The 23,181-nt window shown below is 65.4% G+C and carries 23 protein-coding genes and 1 pseudogene; 16 read left to right on the top strand and 8 right to left on the bottom strand.

All coding sequences use genetic code 11. The annotated features are described in order from the left end of the window. Positions 1–277: 277 nt before the first annotated feature. From FJV43_RS08880 to FJV43_RS08870, 3 genes are all read left to right on the top strand, one after another. A complete protein-coding gene (locus tag FJV43_RS08880; protein WP_239629365.1) occupies positions 278–1,873 on the top strand; it encodes an NAD-dependent malic enzyme in 1,596 nt (531 codons plus the stop codon). Between the two features lie 250 nt (positions 1,874–2,123). Beyond that, a complete protein-coding gene (locus FJV43_RS08875; RefSeq protein ID WP_239626260.1) occupies positions 2,124–2,642 on the top strand; it encodes a septal ring lytic transglycosylase RlpA family protein in 519 nt (172 codons plus the stop codon). A gap of 103 nt (positions 2,643–2,745) precedes the next feature. Continuing rightward, positions 2,746–2,922, top strand: a complete 177-nt coding sequence (locus FJV43_RS08870) for a hypothetical protein (RefSeq protein WP_239626258.1) — start codon at positions 2,746–2,748, stop codon at positions 2,920–2,922. A gap of 147 nt (positions 2,923–3,069) precedes the next feature. Here FJV43_RS08870 and FJV43_RS08865 read toward each other — a convergent pair whose 3' ends face one another. The 3 genes from FJV43_RS08865 to FJV43_RS08855 all read right to left on the bottom strand — a co-directional run bounded on the left by FJV43_RS08865 (position 3,070) and on the right by FJV43_RS08855 (position 6,559). Then, complete coding sequence (locus FJV43_RS08865; RefSeq protein ID WP_239626257.1) at positions 3,070–3,375, bottom strand: hypothetical protein; 306 nt, start codon at positions 3,373–3,375, stop codon at positions 3,070–3,072. 98 nt (positions 3,376–3,473) lie between these two features. Then, on the bottom strand, positions 3,474–3,746 hold the full coding sequence (locus tag FJV43_RS08860; protein WP_239626255.1) for a hypothetical protein: 273 nt from the start codon (positions 3,744–3,746) through the stop codon (positions 3,474–3,476). 131 nt (positions 3,747–3,877) lie between these two features. After that, entirely contained in the window at positions 3,878–6,559 is a 2,682-nt protein-coding gene (locus FJV43_RS08855; protein ID WP_239626254.1) for an alpha/beta hydrolase fold domain-containing protein, read from the bottom strand. Positions 6,560–6,749: 190 nt separating this feature from the next. Between FJV43_RS08855 and FJV43_RS08850 the strand changes: the two genes are divergently transcribed. Together FJV43_RS08850 and FJV43_RS08845 are read left to right on the top strand one after the other, a co-directional pair. Continuing rightward, positions 6,750–6,998 carry a hypothetical protein gene (locus tag FJV43_RS08850; protein WP_345946182.1) on the top strand — a complete coding sequence of 83 codons (249 nt, stop codon included), beginning with the start codon at positions 6,750–6,752 and terminating at the stop codon, positions 6,996–6,998. A 75-nt stretch (positions 6,999–7,073) separates the two neighbouring features. Continuing rightward, positions 7,074–8,540, top strand: a complete 1,467-nt coding sequence (locus FJV43_RS08845; RefSeq protein WP_239626251.1) for a carboxylesterase family protein — start codon at positions 7,074–7,076, stop codon at positions 8,538–8,540. Positions 8,541–8,547: 7 nt separating this feature from the next. Here the strand turns inward: FJV43_RS08845 and FJV43_RS08840 are convergent, their stop codons facing one another. Then, a complete protein-coding gene (locus FJV43_RS08840) occupies positions 8,548–8,727 on the bottom strand; it encodes a hypothetical protein (protein ID WP_035669098.1) in 180 nt (59 codons plus the stop codon). A 156-nt stretch (positions 8,728–8,883) separates the two neighbouring features. Here FJV43_RS08840 and FJV43_RS08835 point away from each other — a divergent pair, with 156 nt between their 5' ends. Further along, positions 8,884–9,678, top strand: coding sequence for a class III extradiol ring-cleavage dioxygenase (locus FJV43_RS08835; RefSeq protein ID WP_239626249.1), 795 nt, complete (start codon positions 8,884–8,886; stop codon positions 9,676–9,678). Between the two features lie 46 nt (positions 9,679–9,724). Here FJV43_RS08835 and FJV43_RS08830 read toward each other — a convergent pair whose 3' ends face one another. The 3 genes from FJV43_RS08830 to glgC are packed head-to-tail and all read right to left on the bottom strand — an operon-like array spanning position 9,725 to position 12,731. Further along, positions 9,725–9,985, bottom strand: coding sequence for a SemiSWEET transporter (locus FJV43_RS08830; RefSeq protein ID WP_239626247.1), 261 nt, complete (start codon positions 9,983–9,985; stop codon positions 9,725–9,727). A gap of 32 nt (positions 9,986–10,017) precedes the next feature. Next, a complete protein-coding gene (gene glgA / locus FJV43_RS08825) occupies positions 10,018–11,472 on the bottom strand; it encodes a glycogen synthase GlgA (protein ID WP_239626246.1) in 1,455 nt (484 codons plus the stop codon). Beyond that, positions 11,469–12,731 (bottom strand): glucose-1-phosphate adenylyltransferase, encoded by a 1,263-nt coding sequence (gene glgC / locus FJV43_RS08820; RefSeq protein ID WP_239626244.1) that lies wholly within the window; start codon positions 12,729–12,731, stop codon positions 11,469–11,471. Before glgC ends, glgA begins: the two co-directional genes overlap by 4 nt. Positions 12,732–13,063: 332 nt before the next feature. Between glgC and FJV43_RS08815 the strand changes: the two genes are divergently transcribed. Next, entirely contained in the window at positions 13,064–13,510 is a 447-nt protein-coding gene (locus FJV43_RS08815; RefSeq protein WP_239626242.1) for a hypothetical protein, read from the top strand. 122 nt (positions 13,511–13,632) lie between these two features. Here FJV43_RS08815 and FJV43_RS08810 read toward each other — a convergent pair whose 3' ends face one another. Continuing rightward, positions 13,633–14,613, bottom strand: a complete 981-nt coding sequence (locus FJV43_RS08810; protein ID WP_239626241.1) for an ABC transporter substrate-binding protein — start codon at positions 14,611–14,613, stop codon at positions 13,633–13,635. A gap of 477 nt (positions 14,614–15,090) precedes the next feature. Here FJV43_RS08810 and FJV43_RS08805 point away from each other — a divergent pair, with 477 nt between their 5' ends. The 9 genes and pseudogenes from FJV43_RS08805 (at position 15,091) to FJV43_RS08765 (ending at position 23,039) form a co-directional block, all read left to right on the top strand. Next, the gene (locus FJV43_RS08805; RefSeq protein ID WP_239626239.1) at positions 15,091–16,191 is read left to right on the top strand and encodes an ABC transporter substrate-binding protein; all 1,101 of its coding nucleotides are present in this window, start codon (positions 15,091–15,093) and stop codon (positions 16,189–16,191) included. Beyond that, on the top strand, positions 16,169–17,191 hold the full coding sequence (locus tag FJV43_RS08800) for an ABC transporter permease subunit (protein ID WP_239626237.1): 1,023 nt from the start codon (positions 16,169–16,171) through the stop codon (positions 17,189–17,191). Before FJV43_RS08805 ends, FJV43_RS08800 begins: the two co-directional genes overlap by 23 nt. Then, positions 17,185–17,982, top strand: coding sequence for an ABC transporter ATP-binding protein (locus FJV43_RS08795; protein WP_239626235.1), 798 nt, complete (start codon positions 17,185–17,187; stop codon positions 17,980–17,982). Before FJV43_RS08800 ends, FJV43_RS08795 begins: the two co-directional genes overlap by 7 nt. Further along, a complete protein-coding gene (locus FJV43_RS08790; RefSeq protein WP_239626233.1) occupies positions 17,976–19,148 on the top strand; it encodes an acyl-CoA dehydrogenase family protein in 1,173 nt (390 codons plus the stop codon). Before FJV43_RS08795 ends, FJV43_RS08790 begins: the two co-directional genes overlap by 7 nt. Positions 19,149–19,169: 21 nt before the next feature. Beyond that, entirely contained in the window at positions 19,170–20,270 is a 1,101-nt protein-coding gene (locus FJV43_RS08785; protein ID WP_239626231.1) for an LLM class flavin-dependent oxidoreductase, read from the top strand. Further along, positions 20,267–21,205, top strand: coding sequence for an ABC transporter substrate-binding protein (locus FJV43_RS08780; protein ID WP_239626230.1), 939 nt, complete (start codon positions 20,267–20,269; stop codon positions 21,203–21,205). Before FJV43_RS08785 ends, FJV43_RS08780 begins: the two co-directional genes overlap by 4 nt. Before the next feature lie 5 nt (positions 21,206–21,210). Beyond that, positions 21,211–21,390, top strand: a pseudogene (locus tag FJV43_RS08775) (hypothetical protein); the annotation flags it as partial. 174 nt (positions 21,391–21,564) lie between these two features. Further along, a complete protein-coding gene (locus FJV43_RS08770) occupies positions 21,565–21,825 on the top strand; it encodes a septal ring lytic transglycosylase RlpA family protein (protein ID WP_210343482.1) in 261 nt (86 codons plus the stop codon). A 44-nt stretch (positions 21,826–21,869) separates the two neighbouring features. Next, positions 21,870–23,039 (top strand): Gfo/Idh/MocA family oxidoreductase, encoded by a 1,170-nt coding sequence (locus tag FJV43_RS08765; RefSeq protein WP_239626229.1) that lies wholly within the window; start codon positions 21,870–21,872, stop codon positions 23,037–23,039. Positions 23,040–23,181: the final 142 nt, after the last annotated feature.

Genomic DNA, 23,181 nt, shown 5'->3' with positions numbered 1-23,181 from the left:
GAGGCCGAGACGGTGAAATGGTAGCCTCTCGTTGTGACGGCCGACATCAGGCCGGAGTAGCGCCGTTAACCCTTTTTCTCGCGCGCAACTGCCAGGCGCTCGCGAAAAGCTCGCTGCGGTGCGAGATCACAGTTCATGCCCCAGTCTCTCCGTCCTTGATCTGGATGGAGCGCTGGCCGACAATGTCCGCGGTTCAAATAGAAGCTCCTTGGGGGAATTCGTGAATAGACCTACCCGGGTCGTTGCCCAATCGACGTCGTCCAATTCGCAGCAAGGCATGACGCTGCTGCGCGATCCCTTGCTCAACAAGGGGACTGCCTTCACGGAAGCGGAGCGCGAGACGCTCGGCCTGCGCGGCCTCCTGCCGCCTTGCGTGCTGACGATGGAGACGCAGGCCCAGCGCGTGCTCACCAATCTGCGCACGCTGCCGACGGATCTGGAAAAATACGTCGCCCTGAATGCGCTGCATGACCGCAACGAGGCGCTGTTCTTCCGCGTCGTCGTCGACAATATCGACGAAATCCAGCCGATCATCTACACGCCGACGGTCGGGCTCGCCTGCCAGAAATACGGCCTGATCTTCCAGCGGCCGCGCGGCATGTTCATCTCCTCGCGCGATCGCGGCCAGATCGCGGAGATCCTGAAGAACTGGCCCTATCCGGCCAAGCTGATCGTCGTCACCGACGGCGAGCGTATCCTCGGCCTCGGCGATCTCGGTGCCAACGGCATGGGCATTCCGGTCGGCAAGCTCTCGCTCTATTCGGCCTGCGCCGGCGTGCATCCGGAAGCGTGCCTGCCGATCGTGCTCGATGTCGGCACCAACAACGAGGAGCTGTTGAACGATCCCTATTATCTCGGCCTGCGCGAGCGGCGGCTGACCGGCGAAGCCTATGACAGCTTCGTCGACGAGTTCATGCAGGCTGCGCGAAAGACTTTCCCGGGCGTGCTGATCCAGTTCGAGGATTTCGCCAATCATTCCGCCTTCAAGCTGCTGCACAAGTACCGGGATGAAGCCTGCGTCTTCAATGACGATATCCAGGGCACCGCGGCGGTGGCGCTCGCAGGCCTGTTCTCAGGCTTGCGCATTTCCGGCGGCAAGCTCAGGGATCAGCGCATCCTGTTCCTCGGCGCGGGCGAGGCCGCAACCGGCATCGCCGATCTCGTAGTCTCCGCCATGATGGCCGAGGGTGCCACCGAGGCCGAGGCGCTCCGCCGCAACTGGCTGGTGGATTCCCGCGGTCTCGTCGTCGGCGGCCGCGAGGGCCTCTCCGGTCACAAGCTCCGCTATGCCCACACTGACCAGGCACCGATCGCCGACTTCCTCACCGCGATCAAGACGCTGAAGCCGACGGCGATCATCGGCGTTGCCGCGGTTGGCGGCGCCTTCACACCCGACGTGCTCAGGACAATGGCCGAGCTCAACGAGCGGCCGATCGTGTTCGCATTATCCAACCCGACGTCGAAGGCCGAGTGCTCGGCGGAAGATGCCTATCGCTACACCGAGGGCCGCGCGCTGTTCGCCTGCGGCAGCCCGTACGATCCGGTGAAGCTCAACGGCCGCAGCTTCGTGCCGCGCCAGGGCAACAATTCCTACATCTTCCCCGGCGTCGGCCTCGGCGTCATCGCCAGCGGCTCGCGCCTCGTCACCGACGAGATGTTCATGGCGGCGGCCCATACGCTTGCCGATTGCGTCGGCAAGGAGGACCTCACGCAAGGCAGTCTCTATCCGGCACTGCCGCGCATCCGCGAGGTCTCGGTCCGCATCGCTGCGGCCGTTGCCGACGTCGCCTATCAGCGCGGGCTCGCGGACGGACCAGCGCCGAATGACGTGAAGGCTTTGGTCCAGTCGCAGATGTACGAGCCGAAATACTGAGGCCCCAAAGCGCGATGCGATCGGGATCGCCGGAACGCATTCCGGTCAGGCGCTCGCCATCCTCTGGTGAAGCGCCTGATTTCGCAGCCTCGCACGCTGGCCAAGGGCCGACTGTTCCGATTCAGAACACGCACTGTGGTGGAATCGTCACAGCCGGTCGTGAAACGTCCGCGGCCGCAGAGCCGCTTTTGTTCCGACAAGGTTCTGCCCTCATTGCCGACCGAAAATCCGGTCGTTCGGAGGGCGTACCATGTCTCGCATTGCACGTGCCGAAACTGCCCGGATTTCCTTCGTAACCTCGTGCCGGTTGCTGCTCGCGGTCGTCGCCGCAGCATCGCTCGCCGCCTGCGCTCAAGCGCCGGTCGGCCGCCAGAAGGCCGATCTCGCCGGTACCAGCCGGCATGCCGCGGTGGAGCGGCCGCACAGGGTGGCGGCGCTGCATCCACGCCCGATCAGCCGGGCGCGTGCCCCGGACCGTGACGCCAAGCAGACCCCCGCGCATGGCGTCGCCAGCTTCTATTCGGATACGGAAACCGCGAGCGGCGAGAAGTTCGACAAGAACGAGTTGACCGCGGCGCATCCGACCCTGCCGTTCGGCACCAAGCTGCGGGTCACCGATACCTCCTCCGGCCGCTTCGTCACCGTCAGGGTCAACGATCGCGGACCCTATATTCGCGGGCGCGTGGTCGACATCACTCCCTCTGCGGCCGAGGCGCTCGGCATGGTCGACAAGGGCATCACCAATGTCAGGCTGGAGGTCGTGCAATAGCGCGCGACTCGGCAAGACCGATGCGACGCGCTTAACCGGCTGTTAGCTGCTTCTCAAGCACCATGACTGCCCACACAATTCGGGGCATTCGGGGAGGCGGCGCTTGAACACGATCCAGTATCTCGAAGATCAGGCTGCGCGCGCCGAGCGGCTCGCCAAACGGATCACGGATACGCTGACGATCGAAAAGCTCCTGAACTTCGCCGGCGAGCGCCGCCGCGAGATCGAGGTCATCGCCGGCAAGCACCGCGGCACGCGTTCCCCGCAGACCATGCTTTGAGCTCATCGCACCACGTCATTCGGCGCGGAGCTTCTTTTTTCGGGCGCCGTCCCTGCGTGCATGAAAACGACATGACACTGAGGTGCGCCCTCGAAGAGCGCCGCGGAGCCGGCGCTTCTTTATCGCCCGCAATCGGCGCAACGGGCTTTAGCGGTGGCTCTCGACGAAGTCGCTGAGATAGTCGGGCAGCGTCACGCCATCGATGTCGCAGCGCGCCTTTATCTCGCCGGCGACATCGGCCGAGATGTCCTTCATCCAATGCTCGAGCGTGTTGAACGAAATCACCTTGACGGGGTCGTTGAAGCAGCCGGCGACGAGTTCGTCGATCGTGGTTTCGAGATCGCTCCGCTCAATGCGGATTTCGGTCGACCGGTCGAGGCGATCGATCACCACGAAGAGAGTCTGGTCTGCGCCATAGGGCACGACAGGTGAAGGTATGCCAGCTTCAAGCATCTGAGGCGCTCACGCCTTGGCTTCCGATCTTGGCTTCCGATCGCTGACAACGGAAAAGTCCGGATGAAGGTTCCTACGCGCGTGCTTGCAAGCTGCCGTTAGAGAAATTCCCTCAGCCGCGACAGCTCGATGACGTGCTCGGGCGAGAGGATCTCAGTCACGAGTGGCGGCTGCGGCGCCGTCCGGATCTCATAGAGATGCCGGGTCGCTGCCGGCTTCTCCATGAAGGCCGAGATGCACTCGTCGAGGGTACCTTCGCTGATCTGGTATGATTCCCGATCCGGCCGGCGCTGGTTTGCAAGCGACGGCCATTTATACAGCACCGCGAGCGCACCAAAATCGACCTTTGAACCCGCGACTGCATCCCCCATCGCCTCGCCTCACGCAAGAAGCACCCCAGCACGCCGATTTGCGTGCCGGGGCTCGCACCTATCGCTGCATCTCAATGCCGCAAGCGCCTCAACGCGGCAGCCGGGAAAAGGTTCCCGCCGTCTCGTCGCGATCAGCTCGCCGCCGCCGCGATCTTGAGGCTGGCCTGACCGCTGCTGTGCTCGTCGCCGCGGCTGACCTCCGGCGGGAGCCCGGCAAAGCGGCGCAAGGCCTCGGCCATCCGCACCCGGCCTGGCACCCCGGTGATCACCACATCGACCATGGTGAAGGACGAGTGGAAATGGCCGCGGGCCTGAAGCTGTTCGACCGGGACGCCGGCTGCGGCCATTGCCTCGGCATAGGCGACGCCCTCGTCGCGCAACGGATCGAACTCGCAGGTGACGACGAAGGCCGGCGGCAGGCCGGCGACCTTGCCGCGCAGCGGCGAGACGCGCGGATCGGTGCGGTCGGCCGGGGAGCAGTAGAGGTCCCAGAACCAGTACATCAGCGAAAGCGTCAGGAAATAGCCGGTCGCATTGTCGTTGTAGGACGGGCGATCGAAGGTGCAGTCCGTGACCGGGCATATCAGGAGCTGGCCCGCGATTTCGGGCCCGCCACGATCGCGCGCGAGCTGGCAGGTGACGGCGGCGATGTTGCCGCCGGCGCTCCAGCCCGCGACCAGCACCGGACCCGGTTTGCCGCCGAGCTCGCCGGCGTGCTCGGCGATCCAGCGCGTTGCCGCATAGCCGTCTTCAGCCGCGGCCGGGAAGCGATGCTCCGGCGCGTGGCGATAGCCGACGCTGACGAACATCATGCCGGTTCGCCGCACCATGTCGCGGCAGAACGGCTCGTCCGACTGCTCGTCGCCGAGCACCCAGCCGCCGCCGTGGAAATAGACCACGACCGGATGCGGGCCGGGCGCTGTGGGCTTGTACACGCGATAGGGCAGCGGACCGTCGGCGCCGGGCAGGGTGCCGTCGACGATCTCGCCGATCGGCCGTCCTGCCGGGCGGCCCTTGTTGAACTCGTTGACGAAGGCGCGCGCCCCGATCGCGCCCATCGACTCGATCGGCGGCAGGTTCAGCGATGCGAGCAGGTTCAGCACCAGCCGCACGTCCGGCTGCAGGCGCACCACCTCGCCGTCATTGCACTGCGTGGCACCGTTGGGGCCGGTGAGCCTGAAGCCGAGCATGCCGCGGCTGACCACCTCGTCGCAGATGCTGCGATAGGGGCCGACGCCACCAGTATAGGGCATCAGTCCCTGGACCTTGCCGGGCACGTTGGCGCCTGTGTACCAAGTGTTGGCGAGCCGGTGCAGCGTCAGCGTCGAACAGTCCGCCATGTGCCGGCCCCAGCCGGCCTGCGCAGTTTCTGTCGGCTCGATCGTGGTGAAGCCGGCCTCGCGCAGCGCAGCAAGGCGGTCCACGACCCAGTCGACATGCTGCTCGATCGACACCGCCATGTTCGACAGCACCGACGGGCTGCCTGGGCCGGTGATCATGAAGAAGTTCGGGAAGCCCGCGACCGTGAGGCCGAGATAGGTCTCCGGTCCCTTCGCCCACACGTCCGAGAGCGACTTGCCGCCGCGCCCGGTGATCGGGTGCACGGCGCGGATCGCGCCGGTCATCGCATCGAAACCGGTCGCGAACACGATGACGTCGAGGTCGATGCTGCGCCTGGCCGTCGTGATGCCGCCTGCGGTGATCGCCTTGATCGGCTCCTGGCGCAGATTGACCAGCGTGACGTTCGGCCGGTTGTAGGTGGCGTAGTAGTTGGTGTCGAGACAGGGGCGCTTCGCCCCGAACGGATGATCGTCCGGCATCAGCGCCGCCGCGGTTTGCGGGTCCTTCACGGCGGCTGCGATCTTCTCGCGGATGAGATCGCAGATCAGCTTGTTGCCTTCGAGGTCGACCGCCTGGTCGGCCCACAACTGCGTCAGGATGTAGACGAGATCGCCCTTGCCCCAAGCTTCCTCGAACCGCGCGCGGCGCTCGGCGTCGGTGAGCTGCCAGCTCACGACCGCCTGCTGCGGATAGGGCACACCGGCCATCGACTGACGCGCCTGCTCGCGATAGGCGGCGCGATCGCCCTGCAGCAGGCTCATGCGGTCCGATGGCGCCGGGCCGTTATGCGCGGGCAACGCGAAATTCGGCGTGCGCTGGAACACGGTCAGATGTGCGGCCTGCTCGGCGATCAGCGGGATCGACTGGATCGCCGACGAGCCCGTGCCGATCACGGCGACGCGTTTTCCCGACAGATTGACGCCGTCATGCGGCCAGCGGCCGGTGAAATAGACCTCGCCTTTGAAGTCCTTGACGCCATCGATCTCCGGCGGCTTCGGCGCGGAGAGGCAGCCGGTGGCCATGATGTAATGGCGGCAGGAGACCGGTGCGCCATTGTCGGTGGTGATGAGCCAGCGCTCGGACGCATCGTCCCATCTGGCTTCAGTGACCTTGGTCCTGAAACGAATGTCGCGCCTGAGATCGTAGCGATCGGCGACGAAGCCGAGATAGCGCAGGATCTCCGGCTGGGTCGCGTATTTCTCCGACCATGTCCAGGCGGTCTCGAGCTCCGGATCGAAGGTGTAGCTGTAGTCGACGGTCTGGATGTCGCAGCGCGCCCCCGGATAGCGGTTCCAGTACCAGGTGCCGCCGACATCGCCGGCCTCTTCGAGAGCGACCGTGGAGAAGCCGGCCTTGCGCAGGCGATGGAGAAGATAGAGGCCGGCAAATCCGGCGCCGACCACGGCGACATCGACCTGCTGAGCGGTTCCGCGCTCATCGGAGGCACGTGTGGCAACCATTGCGTCAGGCATGGCATTCCTCCCGTATGTTCTGTTTTGCCGGCAGGCTATCGCCGCAGGTTCAGCTTGTCATCAGAGCAAGTGCAATCCCCGGTGGTTGTTTGCGGCGCATCGTGACCGCGCGAATGTTTGCGGCACCACACGCATCGCGACGCACAATGGCCGTGATAGCCCGGGGTAATCAGAGCGCATCCTTCTGTGTATGCTTGCGCTTACAAGCCACGCGTACCGGCCGGGCGTCATGACAGAGTTGAGTGAGCGCACCAAAGCGAACATGGACGTCGTTCTCGAGGAGACATGCCGCCAATTGCCGCATGGCGGCGGTCATGACAGCCGCAGGTTCATCGCCGAGCGCCTGATCAAGGCGGCGGAGTCCGGCCACTCCACGCTCGGCGAGCTCGGCATCGTCGCGCGGCGCGCGCTGGCGGAGTTGATGGGCAAAGGCCGCTAGGCGCGGGCGCGAGGCTTGCCTCGCTGACGGCCCTGGACATAACCTGCCCGGGATCCTTCATCGAGATCTTCGAAGATGCGGTCTTTGCTTGCACTCGTTGCGGCTTGCGCAATCCTGTGTTGCGCACGATCGGCTGAGGCTCAGCCGGTCGGACAGTTTCCATTCGCGTTGACGCGTGAAGGTCAGATGCTCGGCGCCGTGGAAGGCGAGGTGGCGTCCTTCAAGGGGCTGGCTTACGCGGCGCCGCCGGTCGGCGCGTTGCGCTGGCGCGCGCCGCAGCCGACGGCCGAAAGCTCGGAGATGCGCACCGCCTACGACTACGGTGCGCCGTGCCTTCAACCGTCGCTGCAGGATGCGAGCGAGGATTGCCTGACACTGAACGTGTTCCGTCCCTTCGGGGTCGACGGCCCATTGCCGGTGATGGTGTTCATCCATGGCGGCGGCTTCGTCTCGGGCACGGCGAACGATCCGCTGTTCAATGGCGCCAAGCTGGCGCAGGCGGGCCTCATCGTGGTCACCGTGAATTATCGCCTCGGCGCGCTCGGCTGGCTCGTTCATCCCGCGCTTTCGGACGGCGGCGGCAATTACGGCCTGATGGACCAGATCGCCGCGCTGCATTGGGTGCGCGACAACATCGCGGCCTTCGGCGGCGATCCGGGCAACGTCACCTTGTTTGGCAGCGGTGCAGGCGCGACGTCGGTCGCGCTCCTGATGCTGTCTGTGCAATCGCGCGACCTCTTCCAGAAAGCCATTCTGCAATCGGTGCCCGCTCGTGCGCGCCTGCGCTCAGTGCAAGAGGCGGAGGCCATCGGCCGGCAGTTCGTGGCCGCGCTTGGACGGGAGGCAGGTTTGCGCGCAGCCGAGCCGCGGCGTGTGCTGGCCGCCGAACAGCAATTGCTGGAGAAGTCGCCGCGCAGCTTCGCGCCGATGATGGATGGGCGTGTGGTGACCGAGGATCTCGCCCCGGGCTTCACGGCCGGACGTCAAGGTCGCATTCCCCTGATCATCGGGTCGAACGACGACGAGACGGGTCTGGACAATGAGATCGACATCAAGAAGGAGCTTGCGTCGTCCGGCATTCCAAGCGGCGAACTGCGCAAGCTCTATCCGGGCCTCGCCAGATCCTCGGATCTCGCGGCAAGGTTCTACACCGACAAGGTCTTCTCGGAGCCGGTGCGATTGCTGGCTCGCCTGCACGTCGCAAGTGGTGCGCCGACGTTTCGCTATCGCTTCGCCTATGTGCCGGAGGCCCGGCGGGCGAATCCGGAAGCTGGCCACGGGCGGGAGTTGCAGTTCATCTTCGGTGCGGAAGGCGTGCCCGGCGCCGGCATCTTGTCGCGACGTGATCGCGCCGTCGCGAGCCGCATGCGCGCCTACTGGATCAATTTCGCGAGAAGCGGCGATCCCAACGGTCCCGACCTGCCACGCTGGGACGCGGCGGGCGGCGATCGCCTGCTGCTGATCACGAACGACCGGATCGCGAGCGAAGACGATCCGCTGGCGGAGCGTCTCGATCGGCTGGCCGGTGAGGACAGCAAATGAATTGGATTTACGCCGCGAGTTCGACGCGGGGTGCCGGCGTCAGCCGGTCTTCCTCCAGATAGTCCATCGCGCCGTCCTTCTCGACGGCGTAGAACTGCTGGCCTTCCCTCGACTTGAAGGCGGCGCGGACGACACCGCGGCGGCCCTTGTCACTGTTGACGACGTCCCCCAGCGCAAACTTCCTCATCTCACGTCTCACTTGTCTTCAGGCCGACTCCTTCGGCCACGGCGGGGATTCTGAGCGGCAAATCGTTAACGGCTTGCTAACCATGCTGCTTTGCCTATGCTCACCGCGGATCGTGCGGACAGTACGCCCGCGCCCGCTGTCAACGAGACGAGCCCCATGACGCGATTTCCGACCCTCTTCCTGTCGCATGGCGGGGGCCCCTGGCCCTTCATGGAGGACAGGCGCGTGCAATATGCCAGGACCGCCGAGGCGTTCGGTCGTCTGCCGCAGCTTCTCCCCGAGAGACCGAAGGCCGTGCTCGTCATCACCGGACATTGGGAGGCCGATGCCTTCACCGTGTCGACCTCGCCGCATCCTCCGATGGTGTACGACTACTACGGTTTCCCCGAGCATACCTATCAGCTGAAATATCCGGCGCCCGGCAAGCCCGAGCTCGCCGCGGATGTGAAGGCGCTGCTCGCACGCGCCGGTCTCGATTGCCGGGAGGATCCCGACCAGGGTTTCGATCACGGCACCTTCGTGCCGCTCGGGCTGATGTATCCGAACGCCGACATGCCGATCGTGCTGCTGTCGCTGAAGTCGAGCTACGATGCGGCCGAGCACATCAAGGTGGGACAGGCGATCGCTCCGCTGCGCGACGCCGGCATCCTGATCATCGGCAGCGGGCTCACCTATCACAACATGCGCGGCTTCAACCGGCCGGAGTCCAAGCCGGTCTCGTACGACTTCGAGGCCTATCTGAACGAGGCGATCAGCAACCCGGATGCGGCGCGCCGCAACGCGATGCTGGTCGAGTGGGAGAATGCACCGAGCGCACGCCTTGCGCATCCGCGCGAGGACCATCTGCTGCCGCTGATGGTGGCGGCCGGTGCTGCCGGCAGCGACGTCGGACGCCGCGTCTTCGTCGACGAGGTCGCGAACGTGGCAATGGCGTCGTATGTGTTTGGGTGACTGGTCTTGTCCCTCGCCCCGCTTGCGGGGAGAGGCGAAGATGGCCTCACCCGTATCTCAGCTTCATGAAGAGGATGCCGCCGGCGAGCACCATGGTCACGGCGTTGGCGGCGACCAGGGGGGCATCGCCGGAGAGCAGGCCGTAGACGAGCCAGAGCGCCAGGCCCAGCACCATGACCAGGAACATGCCGAGAGAAATGTCGCGCGCCGAGCGGGTCTTCCAGACCTTGATGAACTGCGGCGCGTAGGCGACGGTGGTGCAGGTGGCGGCGGCGAAGCCGAGCAGCTTGATCGCGAAGGGGTCCATGGCCGCCTCTATAGCATGGATTCGACCACGCCTCACGCGCGGGCCGTCGTGAGGCGGCGATAAAGCGCGGCATAGTCGCCGGCGCGATTGCGCCAGGAGACGTCGGTCGCAAGCCCATTTCGTTGCAGCCGGCGCCAGGTCAGCTTGTCGTGGAAGACGGTGTTGGCCTTGCGCAGCGTGCCGGCGAGGGCATCCGCCGTCACGGGGCCGAACTTGAATCCCGTGGCATCGTGGCCGGACGCATCGGCCTCGCCGATGTCGACGATGGTGTCCTCGAGGCCGCCGACGCGGGAGACGATCGGCACGGCGCCATAGCGCAGCGCGCAGAGCTGGGTCAGGCCGCACGGCTCGAACCGCGAAGGAACGACGAGGGCGTCCGAACCGGCCTGGATCAGATGCGCCAGAATCTCGTCATACCCGATCGCGACGCCGATCCGGCCGGGGTTGGCGCGGGCCGCAGCCTGATAACGATCCTGCAGATCGCGGTCGCCGCTACCGAGCAGTGCGAGCTGCATGCCTTCGCGCAAAATGGTCGGAATGGCCTCGAGCAGGAGATCGAGCCCCTTCTGCCACGACAGCCGGCTGATGACGCCGAGCAGCGGCGCCTCGTCGGAGGAATCGAGGTTGAACTGCTGCTGCAGCACCGCCTTGTTCGCGGCCCGGAACGTCAGGTCCTCCGCGCCGAAGCGGTAGGCGATGTGCGGATCTTCCTGCGGATTCCACACCGATATGTCGATGCCATTGAGAATGCCGCTCAGCACGCCGGATCGTTCACGAAGCAGACCGCCGAGCCCCATGCCGCCTTCGTCGCTCTGAATTTCCTTCGCGTAGGTCGGCGATACCGTGGTGATGCGATCGGCGAATCGCAGGCCGGCCTTCAAGAAGCTGATGCCGCCGAAATATTCCAGTTCGTTGGCGTTGAAGGAGTGCCAGGGCAGGCCGATTGATCCGATCAGCTCGGGAGCGAACTTGCCCTGATAGGCCATGTTGTGGATGGTCATCACGGTGCCGGGCCGCGGACGATCGTCGTAGTGCAGATAGGCCGGCGCCAGCCCGGCCTGCCAGTCATGGGCGTGCACGATATCGGGCACGAACGCCGGAACGAGGCCGTGGCCGATATCGGCGGCGACGCGCGACAGCGCCGCGAAGCGCACACCATTGTCGGGCCAGTCGATGCCTTCAGCGGTGACATAGGGGTTGCCGGGCCGGGCATAGAGATGCGGCACGTCGAGCACGAACAGGTCGAGCCCGTCATACGAGCCCGCCAGCAGCCGGCCGGGGCCGCCGAAATAATCCGGCCAGCTCCGGAGTTCCTCCGCGCCCGAGACCAGGCGCATCACGTCGGGATAGCCGGGCATCAAGGTGCGCATCTCGACGCCATGCGCCTTGAGCGCAACCGGCAGCGCGCCGGCGACATCCGCAAGGCCACCGGTCTTGACGAGAGGATAGACTTCAGAGGCGACCGCGAGGACGCGAACAGGCGTCATGTATTGAGCCTGTCGATCATCGGCTGGGTGATCAGCGAGATTCCCTGCTCGGTAGTGCGAAAGCGCCTTCCGTCGAACTCGGGATCCTCGCCGACGACGAGGCCTTCCGGAATCTCGACACCGCGATCGATGACGACGTTCCTCAAGTGGGCACCGCGACCGACATTCACATAGGGCATGATCACGGCGTTCTCGACGTTGGCGAAGGAGTTGATGCGCACGCCGGTGAACAGCAGTGAGCGGCGCAGCGAGGCGCCGGAGATGATGCAGCCGCCGGAGACCAGCGAGCTCACCGCCTGACCGCGCCGGCTCTCCTCGTCGTGGACGAATTTCGCGGGCGGCGTGATCTCGGCATAGGACCAGATCGGCCAGGCGCGATCGAACAGGTCGAGCTCGGGCACGACGTCGGTGAGGTCGATATTGGCCGCCCAGTAGGCATCGACCGTGCCGACGTCGCGCCAATAGGCGCGGGGGTCGCTGCCGGAGCGGACGCAGGAGGTCGAGTACTGGTGCGCCATCGCGCGGCCGTTCTTGACGATGTAGGGAATGATGTCCTTGCCGAAGTCGTGGTTCGAGTTCGGATCCTCGGCGTCGCGCTTGAGCTGGTCGAACAGGAACTTCGCGTCGAATACGTAGATGCCCATGCTGGCGAGCGAGACGTCCGGCTTGCCCGGCATCGACGGCGGATCTTTCGGCTTCTCCAGGAACGCCTGGATCCAGCCGTTTTCGTCAATATGCATGATGCCGAAGCCGGAGGATTCCGTCCGCGGCATTTCGAGGCAGCCGACGGTGACGTCGGCACCACTCTCGACGTGCTGGCGCAGCATCAGCTCGTAGTCCATCTTATAGATGTGGTCGCCGGCCAGCACCACGATGAAGCGGCAGGCGTGAGATTCGATGATGTCGATGTTCTGGTACACCGCGTCCGCCGTGCCGACATACCACATGGTCTCGGAGACGCGCTGGCTGGCGGGAAGGATATCAAAACTCTCGTTGCGTTCGGGGCGGAAGAAGTTCCAGCCCATCTGAAGATGCCGGATCAGGCTGTGAGCCTTGTATTGGGTCGCGACCGCGATGCGGCGGATGCCCGAGTTCACGGCGTTCGACAGCGCAAAATCGATGATGCGGGACTTGCCGCCGAAATAAACCGCGGGCTTGGCACGCCGGTCGGTCAGCTCCAGGAGCCGGCTGCCGCGCCCGCCGGCCAGGACGAACGCCAGCGCCTGACGGGCAAGCGGCTCGGGTCTCGCGGCACTCATGTCATCCTCCCACAACTCTGGCGCTCGCGAGAAGCCTCCCGGCCGCGCACATTGGAACCGATAGTAATGGCACGAATAGTAAATCGGGAAGGTGGTTGTTGGTTGCGGATGCACGGAAGCTTAATGCTTTCCGGGTGTTCGGGCCTCAGGCGCCGTCGCGCCGGTGTCGCACGAGGCGAGCTCGTCAAGCTTCGGTGGGCACCGGTTGATCAGAACGGAGGCATGCGTCTTGTGCGGTGCACGCAAATTCCAGGCTTTGACTTGGCGCAAGGATGCCCGATCATGACGCTGCGATCCTTCTCCAAGCGAAAGGTCAGACAGGGAGTAAGACGATGAGGATCTGGAAGACGGCAATTGCCTGCTCGCTGGCCGGCGTGGTCATGGCAGGCCAAATCGGGCAGGCCACGGCGGGCCCGATGCCGACCAACGTTGCGACGATGAAGGCTGCGGCCGGCGACGATGTCACGCAGGTGCATTGGCGCGGTGGCGGCTGGGGATTTGCCCTTGGTGGTCTCGCCGCCGGCGCGATCATCGGCGGCGCCATCGCCAGCGGCGCGCCTTATGGCTACGGCTACGGCTATTATGGTCGCCCGTACTATGGCGGCTATGGATATCCGGGCTACGGCTATGGCTACGCCCCGGCATATTACGGCGGTTATGGCTACGCGCCGGCCTATGCCTATCCGCGATACTATCGGCCCTATCGTCCGTATTACAGCTATGGCTATTACCGGCCGTACCGTGCCTATCCCCGGCACTATTACCGCAGATATTGGTAAGCACCGCGGCTAGAACGAGAGCCACACGATCAAGCTCATGCATGCCAGATGCATGAGCACGATCGCGGCGAGATGCAATGGGCCGGGCTTGAGGCGAAGCCCACGCATCCCGCCGCCTCCACCTAGTTCGATCCCGCGGCCGCCGCGGTGAAGCTGCGGTCGACGGCTTGGCTAACGTCGAGCTTCTTCGGCAGGATGCCGTAACGCGTCGAGCGGTCGGAGGCCTCCTGCACCTCCTTTACCACGTTATCGTCGATCACGATCGGGCTGGTGCGCTGCGCGGTGTAGGCCGACAGCAGTACGTCCTCCGGCAGCCTGGTCAGCTCGGCCGTGTTCCTGGCGTATTCGCCGAGGTGATCGAGCGACCATAGCCGCGCCTTGTTCAAACGCTGCACGAGATCCTGCACCGCCGCGCGCTTGGCGGCGATGGCGTGATCGGAAGCGACGATGAAGGTGATGGTCGGCGTCAGGCCTTCGCCGTCGGCGATCACGCGGGCCTTGTCCTTCAATGTCGCGAACGAGACGTAGGGCTCCCACACCGCCCAGGCGTCGATCGAGCCTGCGACCAGCGCGATCTTGGCGTCGACGGGACCGAGCGGCGCGAAGGTCGCATCCTCGAGCTTGATCTGCGCCTTCTCCAGCGTCGCGTCGATCAGGAACTGACCCCAGCCGCCGCGCGTGCCGGCGAGGCGTTTGCCCTTGAGGTCGGCGGCCGACCTGATCGACGAATCCTGGCGCACCAGGATGGCCTGTGTCTTCGCATCCGAGCGCGTGCCGCCGATCGCCTTGATCGGCGCGCCGGCGGCGTAGACCGAGAGGAAGGAGAGGTCGCCGGTGTATCCGACGTCCAGCGCGCCGGCGTTGAGCGCCTCGAGGATCGGCGCGGCTGCAGGGAATTCCGACCACTCGATCTTGTAGGGCAGGTCCTTCGCGTAGCCGGATATTTCGAGCAGCGAGCGGTTGCCGCCCTTCTGGTCGCCGACGCGAAGCACGACCGCGTCCGCGGCGAAGGCCATGGCAGCCGTCGACAACGTGATGGCGGCGGCGAACAGCGATACTGCGAGCCGGCGGGTGATGGAATGGTCGTGGGAGTTGATGCTCATATGGCCTGTCTTGTTAGCTGGCTCACGACGCGGAGCCAGCGATGCTGCGAAACCATCGAGTCTATGAGCGCGCGATGCGCCGTCAATGAAATGGCCAACCTTATTGCGGGTGCTCCAGGCAATGACGTTTCAGAGAATCGTCGCTTTTGAGAACGTGTGGCGTACATGGCCGACGATGCGCAGGAATGGAGCAGGATGGCGATAGTCGCGCTACGCTCCGTTGACCGATGCGCGGGCGAAATCGTTTCATCGCTCCCGCATCCACCGATGGAGAGAATGACTTTCCTTCGCGCAACATTCGAAAATCCATTTCATTGACGGTACGGCAAACGCGCCGCATGATTTGAGCATCGCATCAACGCGGCGCGCAAAACGCCGACGGAAAAATCTTCTCTCAACGCAGCTCCGCCCGGAACATGCGCAACGCGAGCCGTTGCGCAGACGGCGGAGTCGTGCCAGCGCAGGAGCCAGGGGCTGATGAAGAATGACGACAAGCGCAGCGGAGCGAGCCTCGACCGCCGTTATCTGCTGCAGGCGGGGCTTGCCGCGGCCTTCGCCGCGCCGCTCGGTGCACTGGGAGCGCAGGCCTTCGTGCCGCGCGGAATCGCGCCGGGCGTCGACTTCTCGGAATTTCCGCTGTGCCGGACGGCATCGAATGCGCCCGCGCTCACCGGCGCGCCGCGCAAGCTGAAGCTGTCGTGGAACGCCGGCGCCGTCTGTCTCGCGCCGGTGCCGGTCGCCATCGAGCACGGCTTCTTCCAGAAGCACAATCTCGACGTCGAACTCGTCAACTATTCCGGATCGACCGACCAGCTGCTTGAGGCGATTGCGACAGGAAAGAGCGATGCCGGCCTCGGCATGGCGCTGCGCTGGCTGAAGCCGCTGGAACAGGGCTTCGACGTCAAGATCGCCGCGGGCACCCATGGCGGCTGCATGCGCGTGCTGTCGCGCACCGATTCCGGCGTCGCCAAGCTAGCCGACCTCAAGGGCAAGATCGTTGCGGTCGGTGATCTCGCAGGTCCCGACAAGAATTTCTTTTCGATCCAGTTGGCGAAGCTCGGCATTGATCCGGTGAAGGACGTGGACTGGCGTGCCTATCCCGGCAATCTGCTCAACGTCGCCGTGGAGAAGGGCGAGGTGCAGGCCTTCCTCTCGTCAGATCCGCTCGCCTATCTCTGGCTCAAGGACACGCAATACAAGGAAGTCGCGTCCAACCTCGACGGCGAATACCGCGAGAAGAGCTGCTGCATCCTCGGCCTGCGCGGCAGCCTGGTGCGCGAGGAGCCGCAGGTCGCCCGCGCCATCACCCAGGCGCTGCTCGATGCGGCGATGTTCACTTCGCAAAATTCGTCCGTCGCGGCGAAGTCGTTCCAGCCCTACGCGCCGAAAGCGGCGACGCTCGCCGATATCGAGGGCATGGTGCGCTACCACACCCACCATCATCATCCCGTCGGCGAGATCTTGAAGCGCGAGCTCAAGGCCTATGCCGACGATCTCAAGAGCGTGCAGGTCTTCAAGCAGAGCACCGACACGGCAAAATTCGCGGAGCGCATCTATGTCGACGTATTCGCTGTCTGACGGGCTTTCCTCCGGCGCGCCGCGGCTTTCGCGCGCGCCGCTGCTCGCGAATTGGGTCCGGCAGTCCGGCGTCGGCTTTCTCGCCAGCGTCGTCTGGATCGCCTTCGGCCTCTCCTGCCTGTGGTGGGCGGACGTCGGCGACTGGTCGCGCACGCATTCGCTCGGCATCGTGGCCTTCGTCATTGCTGCCATCGCGCTGTTCGGGACCGTCGGCGCCGACTATCTCGGCGCGGCGGGACGAGCGTTGCACAAGCGGGCGCCGTGGCTCGTCGCGCTCGGTGCGTTCCTGACGGTTTGGGAGGTCGCGACCGCAAAGTTCGCCTGGCTGCCGCTGCCGTTCTTTCCGCCGCCGCAGGCGATCATCGAGGTCTACACCGACGACTTGTCAAAGCTGCTCGACAGCGTCCTTGCGTCCGTGAAGCTTCAACTCGGCGGCTATCTGATCGGCGCGACGGTCGGCTTCCTGACCGGCGTCTCGATCGGCTGGTCGCGTGCGGTCGGCTATTGGGTGCACCCGGTGCTGCGCTTCATCGGTCCGCTGCCGGCGACCGCCTGGCTCCCGATCGCCTTTTTCACCTTCCCCTCGAGCTGGAGCGCCTCGACCTTCCTGATCGCGCTGGCGACGGGCTTTCCCGTCACGGTGCTGACCTGGTCGGGCGTCGCGAGCGTCAGCAACGCCTATTACGACGTCGCGCGCACACTGGGCGCAAAGCCGTCCTTCCTGGTGTTGAAGGTCGCGATCCCCGCCGCATTGCCGCACGTCTTCGTCGGCCTGTTCATGGGGCTCGGCTCGTCCTTCGCCGTGCTCGTCGTCGCCGAGATGATCGGCGTCAAGGCCGGGCTCGGCTGGTACCTGCAGTGGGCGCAGGGCTGGGCGGCCTACGCCAACATGTACGCGGCACTGATCGTGATGTCGCTGCTCTGCTCCGGCGCGATCACACTGCTGTTTTCGATCCGCGACCGCTTGCTGGTCTGGCAGAAGGGGACCGTGAAATGGTAGCGGCAGCCCTGGCCGATATTGCCACGCATCCGGCCGCCGGCGCCGCGCTCGACATCGAGCAGGTCAGCCATGCCTTCGATATCGACGGGACCGAGCTGCCGGTGCTGAGCGACGTCAGCATCTCGGTCGAGCCCGGCGAGTTCGTCGCGCTGCTCGGCCCCTCCGGCTGCGGCAAGTCGACCTTGCTGCGGCTGGTCGCTGGCCTCGACAAGCCCAGGGCGGGGAGACTGCGGGAGGACGAGGACCGTATCAGAAGTCCGCATCCCTCGCGCGTGGTCGTATTCCAGGACCCGACCCTGTTTCCCTGGCGGTCGGTCTGGGACAACGTCGCCCTGGGGCTCGAGGCCCAGGGCATCCTCAAGAGCCAGCGTCACCGCGTCGATGCCGCGCTCGATCTCGTCGGCCTGTCCTCCTTCCGCAAGGCCTATCCGCACCAGCTCTCCGGCGGCATGGCGCAGCGCGTCGCGCTCGCGCGGGCGCTGGTCAATGATCCCAAGATCCTGATCCTCGACGAGCCGCTGGGAAAGCTCGACTCGCTCACCCGCATCACCATGCAGGCCGAGCTCGTCTCGCTCTGGCAACGCAAGGGCTTTACCACCCTGCTGGTGACGCACGACGCCGAGGAGGCGCTGGTGCTTGCCAACCGAGTCATCGTCTTCAGCGATCGTCCCGCGCGCGTGAAGGCCGACATCCGCGTCGACCGTCCATATCCGCGCCATCGCGGAGATCCGTATCTGGCCGATCTGCGGCGCCAGATCCTTGGTCTGCTGGGGTTGGATGCCACATGGTGACGTCCGTAGCCGAAGACCGAACGGTCCATGGCGAGCCCGACTACGTCGCCCGCACCGAGACGCTCGCGGCAGGCTTTGCCGCGCGCGCCGCCGGGCACGACCGCACCGGGACCTTTCCGTTCCAGAATTTTGGCGAGCTCTCCGAGGCGGGCCTGTTGTCGCTGACGGTGCCAGCCGTTCATGGCGGGGCAGGCGCGGGCGCGCGATACGCCGCGCGCGTCATCGGCATCATCGGCAAGGCCGATCCGTCGACCGCGCTAGTGCTGTCGATGCATTACATCAATCATCTCGTCATGGCACGCAGCCCGACCTGGCCGGTGCGGCTGTCACGCAAGCTTGCGCGCGAGAGTGTGGAAGGCCTCGCGCTGATCAACGCGCTGCGCGTCGAGCCGGAGCTCGGTTCACCCGCGCGCGGCGGCCTGCCGGCGACGATTGTGCGTCGGACCGAGACCGGCTGGAGCCTGACCGGCCACAAGATCTATTCGACGGGATCGCCGATCCTGAAATGGTACCTGGTCTGGGCGCGGACCGACGAGGCCGAGCCGCGCGTCGGTCAGTTCCTGGTGCCGGCAGGCCTGCCGGGCACGCGCATCGTCGAGACCTGGGACCACCACGGCCTTCGCGCCAGCGGCAGCCACGACGTGATCTTCGAGGACGTCGTGATTCCGCGCGATGCCGAGATCGACGTGCGCAAGCCGGCGGATTGGCGCGCGCCCGACCTTGCACAGGCGGCCGTCCATGCCGTCTTCGTCGCCGCGATCTATGACGGCGTCGCCCGCGCCGCACGTGACTGGCTGATCACATTCCTGAAACAGCGCGTGCCCGCCAGCCTGGGCGCGCCGCTCGCAACACTGCCGCGCGCGCAGGAGACTCTTGGCGCGATCGAGGCCCGGCTCGCGGTCAATGCGCGGCTGATCGACACGTTCGCCCGCGATGTCGACGAGGGCGTCGAGCTTTCCGCCGGCGAGTCCAATGCCGTCAAGCTGACGGTGACCAACAATGCCGTCGCCGTGGTCGAGGATGCGTTGTCGCTCACCGGCAATCACGGCCTCAGCCGTACCAATCCGCTGGAGCGGCACTATCGCGACGTCCTGTGCGGCCGCGTGCACACGCCACAGGACGATTCCACGCGCGTCGGTCTCGGCCGCGCCGCACTCGGCCTCTAGGACATCAACAGGGAGACGATCATGTCGATCGAGTTCATCGGCTTCATCAGCAACAACAATTCGTCCGAGACCGTCGTCCGCGAAGGACCGGTCCTCAACCCGACCCACATCGAGACGGTGGCGAAGGCGCACGAGAACGCCGGCTTCGATCGTGCGCTGCTGGCGTTTCATTCGACGACGCCCGACGCGCTTCAGGTGGCCCAGCACGTGCTCAATACGACCAGCCGCCTCAACGTGCTGATCGCGCAGCGGCCCGGCTTCACCGCGCCGACGCTGCTGGCGCGGCAGTTCGCCGTGCTCGATCAGTTCTCCCGCGGCAGGGTCGCGCTCCACGTCATCACCGGCGGCAACGCTACCGAGCTTCGGCAGGACGGCAACACGCTCGACGACAAGGACGAGCGCTATGCCCGCACCTCGGAGTTTCTCGATGTTCTCAAGCTGGAATGGTCCAGCGACAAGCCGTTCAGCTATAAGGGCAAGTACTATCAGGTCGAGAACGCCTTCTCGCAGGTGAAGCCCTATCGTCCGGAGGGCATCCGGATCTATTTCGGCGGCGCTTCGGATGCGGCGATTGACGTGGCCGGCAAGCACGCCGGCACTTTTGCGCTGTGGGGCGAATCCTATGCGCAGGTGCGCGACATCACCTCCCGCGTCCACAACGCGGCCGTCCGGCACGGGCGGCCGACGCCGCGCTTCAGTCTCTCGGTGCGGCCGATCATCGCCCCGACTGAAAAGCAGGCCTGGGAGAAGGCCGAGGAGATTCTGGCGCGCGCCACCGCGCTCCAGGACAAGACCGGCTATCGCAAGCCCGCGGACGGCCACGCCACTGCCGGTGCCCGGCGCCTGCTCGCGCTCGCCGACCAGGGCAGCCGCATCGACAAGCGGCTCTGGACGGAGATCGCAAAGCTCACCGGCGCCAACAGCAACACGACGGCCCTGGTCGGTACTCCCGAGCAGGTCTCCGAAGTCTTCGGCGACTATTACGATCTCGGCATCAGCCATTTCCTGATCCGCGGCTTCGACCCGCTGATCGACGCCATCGAGTATGGCCGCGAGCTGATCCCGCGGACGCGCGAGCTGATCGCGAAGCGGCAGGCCGTTCGCGGCGAGGCTGCGGAATGATCCGTCTCATGCTGGCAGGCGCGCTGCTGCTCGGCTCGGTCGGGCTGACGGCGGCACAAACCACGCTCCGCGTCGGAGATCAGAAGGGTAATGCACAGGCCGTGATGGAAGCGGCCGGCGTGCTCAAGGACGTCCCTTACAAGATCGAGTGGAAGGAGTTTCCGGCGGCAGCTCCACTGCTCGAAGCGCTCAGCGCCGGTGCGATCGAGACCGGGCTCGTCGGTGATGCGCCCTTCACCTTCGCCGCCGCCTCCGGCGCGCCGGTCAAGGCGATCGCCGCGATCCGCCAGACGCGCGAGGGCCTCGCGATCCTCGTGCCGGAGAGCTCGCCGATCAAGAGCTTCGCCGATCTGCGCGGCAAGAAGATCGCCACCGGCCGCGGCTCGATTGGCCATCAGCTGATCCTCGCCGCGCTGGAGAAGAACGGCTGGAGTGCGAGTGACGTGCAGATCGCATTCCTGGCCCCCTCGGACGCCAAGATTGCCTACACGCAGGGCTCCGTTGATGCGTGGTCGACCTGGGAGCCCTATGTCAGCCAGGAGGAGGTGCTGTTCAGGTCGCGACGCATCATCACCTCTGAGGGCCTGACGCCGGGCCTGAGTTTCCAGGTGGCGCGGCCGGACGCGATCCGCGACAAGCGCGCGGAGTTGACCGACTTCGTCCGACGTCTCACCGCAGCACGGGCGTGGTCGCTGAGCAACGTCGATAGCTATGCCGCGACCTGGGGCAGGCTGATGAACATCCCGGCCGCCGTGCCGCAGAACTGGCTGGCTCGCGCAAAGATCCGGATCGCTCCGATCGACGATGGCGTGGTTGCGGACGAGCAGAGCACGATCGACCTCTATTTCCGCTGGGGTCTGATCAAGCAGAAGCTCGATGCAGCCGAGATCGTCGATCGCTCCTTCGCAGATGCGATCGCGAAGCCGGGGCTGTAGGCACCTCCCGTGTCCCGGACCCGGCGCAAGAGGTGGGGACGGTCTACTATCTCGCGGTCGAGGCATTCCTGCGCGCCACGCTGAAGACGGACCGCGTCTTCATCTTTGATCACGCCGTGCACAAGCGTGTCGAAGGCGCGCCGGATATTCGCGACCGCGGCCCGCGCCAGCCGGCGACGCGCGTGGTGTTTCGCGCGCGGTAACAAAGCGTGATGGCCCGCGGCGCATTCCCGGCAGGGTTCCTGGAACCTGAGGGAACAAGACGACGTTGCAGGGCCGGGCTAGGGTCAACCGGGAGCGGTGCCGTGCGCGCGCAGCCGACTTTATTGCTTGGTCTCGTGATTTCATCCCTTGCCTTCATGTCCGTTGCAAAGGCCGAAAGCGGGCTCGCCTCCTATTACGGATACGGGAAGGCCGGCAGAGGCGGCGAGTTGACCTGCGCCCATCGCACGCGTCCGTTCGGCAGCGTGCTCAAGGTGTCCTATAGCGGGCGCACGATCCAATGCCGCGTCAACGATCGCGGTCCCTTCATCCGCGGGCGGATCGTCGATCTCTCGGTGCCGGCGGCCCGCGCGCTCGGCATGATGAGCGCGGGCGTGGTGAGGGTCTCGGTGGAATAGTCCTCTGTGCGCGCTATAGTGCCGCCCCAAAGCAAGGGGGCGCCATGGCCAGGATCAGGGTGGGAGTCGTCGGCTGCGGCTTCGTGTCGGAGCTGCACATGTATGCGTTCCGGCGCGTTTATGGCGTGGACGTCGAGGTCGCGGCGGTTGCGGCGCGTGGCGAGCGCGTCGTTGAATTCGCCGATCGACACAGCATCCCGCGCGTCTATCGCAGCTTCGCCGATCTGGTCGCGGACGCCGATCTCGACGTCATCGACATCTGCACGCCGCCCAATCTCCATGCCGGGATGATCGTCGGCGCGATGCAGGCGGGCAGGCATGTGATCTGCGAAAAGCCCTTCGCCGGCTATTTCGGCCGCGAGGGCGACGAGCAGCCCATCGGCAAGCGCGTGCCGAAGGCGCTGATGTATGAGCGCGTGCTGGAAGAGATGGACGCGACGCGCGCCGCGATCGAGCGGACCGGCAAGCTCTTCATGTATGCCGAGGACTGGATCTACGCGCCGGCGGTGACCAAGATAGCGGAGATCATCAGGGCGACGAAAGACAAGATCCTGTTCATGAAGGGCGAGGAAAGCCATTCCGGCTCGCACGCCGCGCATGCCGCGCAATGGGCGATGACCGGCGGCGGCTCACTGATCCGCATGGGCTGCCATCCGCTCTCGGCCGTGCTCTATCTCAAGCAGGTCGAAGCGAAGGCGCGCGGCGAGACCATCCGCGTCGCCAGCGTCACCGGCGACGTCGGCAACGTCACAGCCGGCCTCAAGCCCGAGGAGCGCGTCTACATCAAGGCCAATCCCGTTGACGTCGAGGACTGGGGCACTCTCACCGCCACGTTCTCCGACGGCACCAAGGCCACCGTGTTCTCCGGCGACATGATCATGGGCGGCGTGCGCAATCTGATCGAGACCTATACGAGTGGCGGCTCGCTGTTCGCCAACATCACTCCGAACACCCATCTGATGAGCTACCAGACCAGCGAGGACAAGCTCGCCGGCGTCTACATCACCGAGAAGGTCGACCGCAAGACCGGCTGGCAATATGTCTGCCTCGAGGAGGAATGGACGCGCGGCTACTTGCAGGAGATCCAGGACTTCATGGAATGCGTTGCGACCGGACGACAGCCGCTGTCGGACCTCGCGCTCGCGTATGAGACGATCAAGGTCAACTACGCCGGCTATTGGGCCGCGGAGGAGGGGCGGCGAGTGGTACTGTAGAACATCACCATGCGCACGCTGGGAATCCTTCTCCCCTTGTGGGAGAAGGTGGCGCGAAGCGCCGGATGAGGGGTTCTCTCGGCGAATTCAAACAAGAGTTGGACTCGTGGAGACGACCCCTCACCCGTCTCGCCGCTTCGCG

It is taken from the genome of Bradyrhizobium sp. I71, from assembly GCF_022354745.1.
In the GTDB taxonomy this organism is placed as follows: Bacteria; Pseudomonadota; Alphaproteobacteria; order Rhizobiales; family Xanthobacteraceae; genus Bradyrhizobium; species Bradyrhizobium liaoningense.
This window is presented reverse-complemented; position numbering and strand designations above follow the sequence as displayed.